This is a genomic window from Streptomyces gottesmaniae (assembly GCF_031845845.1).
Classification (GTDB): Bacteria; Actinomycetota; Actinomycetes; order Streptomycetales; family Streptomycetaceae; genus Streptomyces; species Streptomyces akebiae.
In genome coordinates this window covers 559,960-568,665 of sequence record NZ_JAVRFJ010000001.1, presented here as the reverse complement: position 1 = coordinate 568,665, position 8,706 = coordinate 559,960, and the positions used below count along the sequence as shown (strand labels likewise).

Here is an 8,706-nt window from a genome sequence, read left to right as displayed (position 1 = left end):
GAGGTACCGATCGCGTCGGTGCCGTGCACGTCGTCGTCCTCGACGTGGATCGCCTTGTCCGCACCCATCGACAGCGCCTTGCGCAGCGCGTCCTTGGCGTCCTCCGGACCCACGGTCAGCACGGTGACCTCGACGTCGTCGCCTGAGTTCTCCGAGATCCGCAACGCCTGCTCGACCGCGTACTCGTCCAGCTCGGAGAGCAGACCGTCCACGTCGTCACGGTCGACGGTCAGGTCATCGGCGAAATGCCGGTCGCCAGTGGCGTCGGGCACGTACTTCACAGTGACAACGATCCTCAAGCTCATCCGGCTTTCCTCTCAGCCCTGTCATCGGAGTAGTCGTGGAAGCCCCGGCCCGACTTCCTGCCGAGCAGCCCGGCGTCCACCATGCGCAGCAGCAGCGGCGGCGCGGCGTGCAGCGGTTCCTTGTACTCCTCGTACATGGAGTCCGCGATCGCCTTGAGGGTGTCCAGGCCGATCAGGTCGGCCAGCCGCAGGGGGCCCAAGGGGTGGGCACAGCCCAGCACCATGCCGTCGTCGATGTCGTCCGCCGACGCGATGCCCGACTCCAGCATGCGAATGGCGGACAACAGGTAGGGCACCAGCAGGGAGTTGACGACGAAGCCCGCCCGGTCCTTGGCGTGGATGACCTGCTTGCCCAGGGCTCGGCCGACGAACTCGGCCGCGCGGTCGAGGGTCTGGTCGCTGGTCAGCAGGGAGGGGACCAGTTCGACGAGGCCCAGGACCGGCACCGGGTTGAAGAAGTGCACGCCTATCACCTGCTGGGCGCGTCCGGTGGCAGTGCCGAGTCTCATGACGGGTATGGAGGAGGTGTTGGAGGCGAGGATGGCGTCCGGTCGGACGACCACCTTGTCGAGTGCCGCGAAGATCTCCGTCTTCACCTGCTCGTCCTCGGCCGCCGCTTCGATCACGATGTCGCGGTCGGCGAGGTCGGCCAGGTCGGTGGTGAAACCGATCCGGCGGAGGGACGTGGCGCTGTCCTGTGGGGCGAGCTTGCCGCTGCGTACCGCGCGCGCCAGGGACTTGGTGATTCTGTCGCGGCCTGCCGCCACCGCCTCGGGGCCGGTTTCCGCGACGAGTACGTCGAGGCCGGCGCGGGCGCAGACCTCGGCTATGCCGCTGCCCATGAGGCCCGATCCGACGACGCCCACGCGGTGGAAAGGCTGGGGAGTCGTGTTGTTCGGCGGGGCCCCGGACAGGGTGCCGGACGGTTGTGTGGGCATGAGGTACCTCTCCAACGTTTCTGGTGCGGCCGAGCTCAGCCCCGCAGCAGGTTGCGCTGCAGCTTGCCGGTGACGGTGCGGGGCAGGTGGTCCCGGAGTTCGAGGCGGCGGGGGATCTTGTGCCGGGTGAGGGAGGTGGACAGGAACCTCTGGAGGTCCTCCAGGGAGCAGTCCGCGCCGTCGGCCGGTACGACGATGGCGGTGACGACCTCCCCCCAGACGGGATCGGGTGTTCCGACGACCGCGACCTCGTACACGGAGGGGCATGCCTCCAGTGCCTCTTCCACCTCGGTCGGGTCGACGTTCTCCCCGCCGGTGATGATGGTGTCCTTGATCCTGCCGGCGACCACCAGGCGGCCTTCGGGGTCGAGGTAGCCCCGGTCGCCACCGTGGAACCAGCCCTCGGCGTCGCGGGCCGCTGCCGTCTCCTCCGGCAGGCCCAGGTATCCGGAGGTGACGCTGGGCCCGCGGACGACGATTTCTCCCGTCGCCCCGCGCGGCACGGGGCGGTTCTCGACGTCGACGATCCGGAGCTCGGTCAGCGGTGCGGCGAGTCCTGCCTCGCCGGAGCAGCCCGGGCCGTCGCGGGGGTCGCGGTAGGTGACGCCTGCGGCGGTCTCGGTCAGCCCGTACGAGCTGAGGACCGGGATGCCGCGGCGGTGGAACACCTCGGCGACCGATGCCGGTGCCGCCGCTCCCCCGCTGAGGATCCAGCGCAGCGAGGACATGTCCGCGGCGGCGAAGCCCGGGTGCTGTGCGATCAGGGCGAGCATCGCCGGAACGGCGAAGGTCACGGTGACCCGGTGCTGCCGTACGGTCTTCAGGAAGCCGTCGACGGTGAAGGCGGGCTCCAGGACGACGGTTCCGCCCTTGGCCCAGGTGTAGGAGCCGACCCCGCTCAGTACCGCGATGTGGAAGACGGGTGTGGTGATCAGCGTGACGTCGTCGCGGGCGAGGTCGAGGCCGAGGAGTCCGTTGACGCAGCTCCAGAAGATGTTGCCGTGGGTGAGGAGCACGCCCTTCGGTCGGCCGGACGTGCCGGAGGTGTAGGCGATGAGGGCGAGATCGTCCTCCGCCACGGGTGCCGGGGTGTCGTCGCCGAAAGGGGCGTCCGACGTCCGGTTCAGTGGGGCGTATCCGTCGGGTGGTTCCTCGTCCAGGCACACGCGGGCGATGCCCGCCGGTACGGTGCCGTCGCCGGTCAGTCTGGCGGCGCAGGCGGCGTCCGTGACCAGGACGTCCGCTCCCGAGTCCGCGAGGAGGTAGGCGATCTCGGGAGGCGTGGCGGCCCCGTTGACCGGGACGAACACGCCTCCGAGGCGGGCCGTGGCGTACATCAGGACGAAGACCTCGGGGCGCGAGGCACCCGCGTAGGCGACGACACTGTCGGATCCGACCCCGTGCAGGCGCAGCTGCCTCGCCGTGGTCACGATCCAGTCCCGCAGTTGCCCGTAGGTCCACGCACGGTCCCCGAAGACCAGTGCCGTGCGGTCGGGGTGCGACTCGGCGCGGCGTTCCAGCAGATGGCCCAGGCGGAACATGGGTCGTGGGCGGGTGGGGCCGGTCATGTGAGCGCTCCTTTCTTCCTGCGGTCCGTCAGGCGTCGGTCGTCATCGGAGTGGCCGGCGCGTCCGGCGTGTCTGACAGGTCCGTTCGGCGTCCGCTGATCAGGACCACGGTGACCACCGCCGCCGCGACCGCGCACAGTCCGACGATCAGGTAGCCGAGCGAGTAGGCGCTGCCCAGGGCCTGGAAGGCGGTGTCCTTGAGCGGGTTGAACGGAACGGTGGAACCGTCGGGCAGGGTGACGGTCGACGGGACGGCGTTGGCACCGAGCGGGCCGGAGTTGACGGCCGCGACGGCGCCCTCCACGGCTGCCTGTTGTCCCTCGGGCGCGGTCGCCGCCGAGGCGTTGAAGGTGTCCAGCGCCTGGCTGAGCTGCTGGTCGGCGGCGACCTTCTCGCTGATCTCGCGCGATGCCCGGCTGAGGGCGATGGCGCCCACGACGGCCGGGCCCAGGGTGAACCCGAAGTCGCGCAGCAGGCTGGTCCAGCCGGCGGCCATGCCGGACAGGTTGTGGGGCACGGTGTTGATGACCACGGCGGTGACCGCGGACAGGACGAACGCCACGCCCGCTCCGGCCACCACGAGGGGAGCGATGAGCGGTGTGACGGACTGGTGGCCGATGGGTATCGACGCCATCCAGAAGTCGCCCGCCCCGATGAGCAGCAGGCCGCCGCCGAGGATCCACTTCGGGTCGTAGCGCTCGATGAGGCGGGAGGCGATGGGCACCTGGATCAGGGCCGAGACGCCGTTGAAGACGATGAACGCCAGGGACGCCTTGAGGGGGGTGAAGCCCTGGATGGCGGTGAGGCGGATGCTGGTCACGTAGCCGGTGCCGAGGTAGCAGAACATGCCGACGACGGTCACGATCGCGGCGATGGTGAAGTTGCGGTTGGCGAACAGGCCGAGGTCCAGGAGCGGGGACGCCGAGCGGCGCTCGGCGAGGACGAAGGCGACCATGAAGACGGCGGCGACGGTGAACCCGCCGATGACCTCGATGCTGCCCCAGCCGCTCGTGGGCCCCTGGATCACGGCGAAGAGCAGGGCGACGGCGGCGACGGCGATCGTGATCTGCCCCGGCCAGTCGAGGGAACGCCCCTCGGGCGACTTCGAGTCCTCGGCCAGGACGTAGGCGAGTACGGCCGACACCGCGGCGAGTGCGACGACGAGGAGGAACGCCCACCGCCACCCGGAGTGGGGCCACGAGTTGAACTGCGACTGTGCGAGCAGGCCGCAGGCCAGCGGAGACAGCACACTGCCCATCGACAGCGCCGCCGCCCAGACGGAGATGGAACGCGCTCGGGCGCGCGGTGTGCGCGTGCCGGCGGCGATCATGGCCAGGGTCGTCGGGATCACGGCCGCCGCGCCGATGCCGGCGAGGATCTGGCCGGTCCACAGCACGATCAGCCGGGTCATGTGGTCGGTCTCGGGGCCCGGTGTCAGCACACAGACCACGAACCCGACCGCCACCAGCACCGAACCGCCGACGAGCAACCGCCGCCGTCCGAACAGGTCGCCGAGCAGCCCGAAGGTCAGTTCCAGGACGGTGACGGGGACCAGAAAGGCATCGGTGATCCAGGTCAGTTCCGATGCCGAGGTGTGGAAGTCCTGCTGGAACAGGCCGTTCAGGCCCGCCGGCACGGTCAGGGCGAACTGGGCCATGAAGACGCAGAGCGCCGCCGCGATGAGGGTGCCCCGCGCCAGGGTGTCGCTGGCGTGGGCCTGGTCGCTCGACTGCTTCGCCATCGCGGTGCGGGCGGGCGGCCGGGAGCCGGCGCCGTTTCCGACGCCGGTGTCGGATCTGGCCATAGGTGGTTCCTTCCGGGGATGAACGCGTGAGGTGACCTGCCGGTGTGGGGGGTGGGGAGGAGTTTCGGGTGGTGCCGGTCAGCGCCCTGAGGCGGGCGAGATGATGAAGTTGCTGAACCCGCCGTGCCGCGAACCCACGTTGTTGATCGCGGTGTTCACCTCTTCGAGCGGGAAGACGTGGTGGCGCAGGGGGGACAGGTCGAGCGAGCCCGCCTCGGCCATGTCGGCCATGTCCTGTCCCTCGCCGGGTGTGAACCACACCGAACCGCGGACCGTCTGGTCCATGTCCATCATTCGGTGCAGATCCAGGGGCACTTCTCCCGCTACGGCGCCGACGTTGACGGCGATGCCTCCCCTGGCCAGCGCGCGCACGCCCTGCTGGAGGGTCTCGTGCGGTGCGCCGGGTCCGAGGGCGTCGATGTAGGCGTCCACTCCGGCCCCGCCGGTCTCCGCCGCGATCCACTCGTCCACGGGACCGTCGTGCAGGGAGTGCAGGCGCAGCCGTCCCGGAGCGAGTTTGTCGATCTCCGCGAGCAGTTCGCGGTCGCGGCCGGTGCCGTACAGGGTCGTGATGCCGAGCGCCGGGGCCAGCAGGGCGGCGCCGATGCCGAGGGTGCCGGTGATGCCGTTGACCAGGACGCTGCGGCCGGGTCCGGCGGCGGCCTTGCGGAGCGCCGAGTACATGGTCCCCAGGTAGCCGAAGCGCGCTGCGGCCTCGAAGGGCAGGGAGTCGGGGAGGTGGACGAGAGCGGACGCGGGCGCGATCATCTTCTCCGCGAGGCCGCCCTGGTAGCGGTCGAGCAGGCGGACCGAGGTGGCCGAGAAGCCGAAGTAGCCGGCGAAGGCGTAGCTCGCGCAGTGCACGATCCGGCCGTTGCGGCAGGCCCGGCACGCGCCGCAGGTGCGGCCCGGGTTGACGTAGACCCGGTCCCCCACCTCGACGCCCTCGACGCCGTCGCCGACTTCTTCGACGACGCCGGCGGGGTCGAGTCCGAACACGGACGGCAGGGGCGGCAGGGGGTTGAGCGGGAACCAAGTGGTCCAGTTGCTCAGGATGTTGGCGAGGTTCGGTACGATGTTCACGGCGTGCACGGCCACCCGGACGTCGCCGGGGCCCGGTACCGGAACGGGAATCCGTTCGATCTTCATCGGCTCGCCGACGTGGTGCATTCGCGCTGCGCGCATGGTCGAGGTCATGGCCTCTCCTCACATGGGGCGGAGTTGTCTCCGGGTACGGCAGGGCTCGGCACCGGGTGATGGGTGTCGCAGGCCGCTGCCGCCGCGGTCTTCCGGTGGCTCCACGGGTCCGGTGAGCGAGCGTGTCGGTGTCTCACCGGACGTCAGGCCCACGGGTGGGTTCTTGCTCGTACGGGCTGGTGAGCGGCCCCGGCGAAGGTGCGTCGGCCTCCGTGTCCTCGGGATCGTCCCGCCGGCCCCGGTGACGGTGGTTCCGCGCCGCGCGGGGCCGGTCTCACGGCCGCCCGGTCAGCGGTATGCGGCGAGTCCCGTGACGGACTCGCCGACGACCAGGGCGTGGATCTCCTCGGTGCCCTCGTAGGTGAGCACCGTCTCCAGGTTGTTGGCGTGCCGCAGCACCGGGTACTCGGTGGTGATGCCGTTGGCTCCGAGCACCGTGCGGGCGGACCGGGCGATGTCGAGCGCGGCGCGGACGTTGGCGAGCTTGCCGAGACTGACGTGCTCCGGGCGGAGCTGTCCGGCGTCCTTGAGCTTGCTCAGGCGCAGGGCCAGCAGTTGGGCGTGTACGAGGCCGACCTGCATGGCGGCGAGCTTGCCCTGGGTGAACTGGAAGCCGCCGATGGGCCGGCCGAACTGCTCACGGGTGGTCGAGTAGTCCAGGGCCGACAGGTAGCAGGTGCGGGCCGCGCCGACGACACCGCACAGGATGCCGAAGCGCGCCTCGGACAGGCAGGACAGCGGGCCGCGCAGCCCGGTGACGCCCGGGAGCACCGCGTCGGCGGGCAACCGTACGTCCTCCAGGTGGAGTTCCGCGGTGACGGACGCCCGCAGGGACAGCTTGCTGTGGATCTCGCTGGTGGTGAAGCCGGGGGTGCCCTTGGGCACGAGGAAGCCGCGGATGCCGTCCTCGGTGCGGGCCCAGACGACGGCGATGTCGGCGATGGAGCCGTTGGTGATCCACATCTTGGTGCCGTTGAGGACCCAGTCCTCGCCGTCGCGCTTGGCGACCGTCCGCATGCCGCCCGGGTCGGAGCCCTGGTCCGGCTCGGTGAGCCCGAAGCAGCCGATCGCCTCGCCGGAGGCGAGCCTGGGCAGCCACTGCTGCTTCTGCTCCTCCGAGCCGTAGCGGTGGATCGGGAACATCACCAGGGAGCCCTGCACGGAGACGAAGCTGCGCAGTCCCGAGTCGGCGGCCTCCAGTTCGCGGCAGGCCACACCGTAGGCGGCGGCGCTCGCGCCGGCGCAGCCGTAGCCCTCCAGGTGCATGCCGAGAAGACCCAACTTGCCTATTTCAGGGCCGAGTTCGTCGGTCGGGAAGGTGCCCGACTCGAACCAGCCGGCCACGTGGTCGGTCACACGGTCGCGGACGAAGGCGGCGACCGTGTCGCGGATGAGTCGTTCGTCGTCGTCGAGTTGACTGTCGAGGTCGAGGGCGTCGACCGGGTTGAGGTGGGGCATCAGGAGTTCCTCCGGGCACCGATGAGAACGAAGAGCATGGTTGCGGGTGAGGTGGAGCGGTTGCGCCAGGCGTGACGGGTGCCGTTCTGCACGACGACGTCTCCCGGGGCGAGGGTGACCTCGTTGCCGGCGTCGAGTTCGAGGACGATCTCGCCCTCCAGCAGAACGCCGTAGTCGACGGTGTCGGTGGTGTGCATGCCGGGGGCGTCCGGCTCGAACAGCTCGGCCAGGCCGGGGCTGGTGCGCAGGCGTTCGGCGAGCGCGGCGACCGGGTCGAAGTCCTCGCTCCGGTAGACCGTGTCCGGCGGGATGACCAGATGGAGCACGCGGGTGGCGCCGGGCTCGGGAACGTAGGAGGTGACGGCGGGCGTCGGGTCGGTGCCGGCGAAGGGCACGGCGGGCTGGGCCGGGGTGGCCCAGACGAGGGACGAGACGAAACCCGGGGTGTGCTTCAGTGCGGTGGTGCGGGGCGGTTGACCGTCCTGGACGACGACGGCTCTGCCGTCCGCCGCCCGGCCTGTGACGATTCTCCGGGGCATGGTGCGGCTCCTCGGAAGGGGAGGTGCGGGGGTGGGAGATCGCAGATCACGAAGCGGATCGGATCGCGATGCGGCGGTCGCGACGCGGCAGATCGTTGTGCGGCTGCGCGACACGCGGCTCATGGTCGTCCGGGCTGGACGACGACGCGGAGAGGCGGTCCGGACACGCCGTACCGCTCCAACTGCTGGAGATGCGGGACGACTGACGCATCGCCGGACTGCCGGTGGGGTGGCGGCTCGCCGCCTCGGGGAGTGGCAGCGGTACGGCGCTGTGGACCACCGGGGTGTGGTGGTGGGTGTTTTCGCCGGCTGGAGCCGGCCGACGCGCGGTCTACGCCGGGTGCTCCTGGTTGACCAGTCGGCCGAGCAGGGAGACGAGTTGGGAGATCTCGTCGTCGTCGAGGACGGTGGTCCAGGCCGTCTCCCGGGTGGTCTGCCCTGCGATCGCCTTGTGCAGCAGGGCCAGACCGGACGGCGTCAGCGAGACACGGACGACCCGGCGGTCGTCGCTCTCCCGGCGCCGTTCGACGAGTTGGCGGTCCTCAAGGGTGTTGAGGGCGCTGGAGACACTCGCCCGCGAGGTGCCCGAGATACGGGCGATCTCCCGCTGCTCCAGATCACCGAAGATCCACAGCGTGTTCATGATCCGGAACCCGGCCCAGGTCATCCCGAGGGGCCGGTGCACGGTGCCTTCGAAGTCCTGGACCAGCCGGGCCACCAGCCGGGTGAGGTGGGTGACCAGTTCGACTCCCTGGATCTGGCGCTCGCTGTGCCCCAGTTCCTCGTGGTGCGCCCGTACCTTGGCGGCGAACTCACGGGAGCGCGGATGGTGGACGGCGTCACCGCGGATCTCGGACAAGGACAGGGTTCCCTTCGGACGACGAACGCCGGCGGACG

At 70.5% G+C, this 8,706-nt stretch carries 8 protein-coding genes; all 8 read right to left on the bottom strand.

Features of this window, described 5'->3' with window-relative positions; all coding sequences use genetic code 11:
• A partial coding sequence (locus RM704_RS02490; protein WP_438828880.1) for an electron transfer flavoprotein subunit beta/FixA family protein occupies nucleotides 1–305 on the bottom strand: 305 nt, incomplete at its 3' end.
• Nucleotides 302–1,147: a 3-hydroxybutyryl-CoA dehydrogenase gene (locus tag RM704_RS02485; RefSeq protein WP_438828882.1), complete on the bottom strand. Its 846-nt coding sequence runs from the start codon at nucleotides 1,145–1,147 to the stop codon at nucleotides 302–304. The genes RM704_RS02490 and RM704_RS02485, both read right to left, overlap by 4 nt.
• A 131-nt stretch (nucleotides 1,148–1,278) precedes the next feature.
• Nucleotides 1,279–2,811 (bottom strand): class I adenylate-forming enzyme family protein, encoded by a 1,533-nt coding sequence (locus RM704_RS02480; protein WP_033527601.1) that lies wholly within the window; start codon nucleotides 2,809–2,811, stop codon nucleotides 1,279–1,281.
• 28 nt (nucleotides 2,812–2,839) lie between these two features.
• A complete protein-coding gene (locus RM704_RS02475; protein ID WP_311589021.1) occupies nucleotides 2,840–4,615 on the bottom strand; it encodes an MFS transporter in 1,776 nt (591 codons plus the stop codon).
• A gap of 78 nt (nucleotides 4,616–4,693) precedes the next feature.
• Nucleotides 4,694–5,812: an alcohol dehydrogenase catalytic domain-containing protein gene (locus RM704_RS02470; protein WP_107072298.1), complete on the bottom strand. Its 1,119-nt coding sequence runs from the start codon at nucleotides 5,810–5,812 to the stop codon at nucleotides 4,694–4,696.
• A 288-nt stretch (nucleotides 5,813–6,100) separates the two neighbouring features.
• On the bottom strand, nucleotides 6,101–7,270 hold the full coding sequence (locus RM704_RS02465) for an acyl-CoA dehydrogenase family protein (RefSeq protein WP_033527603.1): 1,170 nt from the start codon (nucleotides 7,268–7,270) through the stop codon (nucleotides 6,101–6,103).
• On the bottom strand, nucleotides 7,270–7,809 hold the full coding sequence (locus RM704_RS02460) for a cupin domain-containing protein (RefSeq protein ID WP_033527604.1): 540 nt from the start codon (nucleotides 7,807–7,809) through the stop codon (nucleotides 7,270–7,272). The genes RM704_RS02465 and RM704_RS02460 overlap by 1 nt, the downstream gene beginning before the upstream one ends.
• Nucleotides 7,810–8,140: 331 nt before the next feature.
• Nucleotides 8,141–8,668 (bottom strand): MarR family winged helix-turn-helix transcriptional regulator, encoded by a 528-nt coding sequence (locus RM704_RS02455; protein ID WP_033527605.1) that lies wholly within the window; start codon nucleotides 8,666–8,668, stop codon nucleotides 8,141–8,143.
• Nucleotides 8,669–8,706 lie beyond the last annotated feature (38 nt).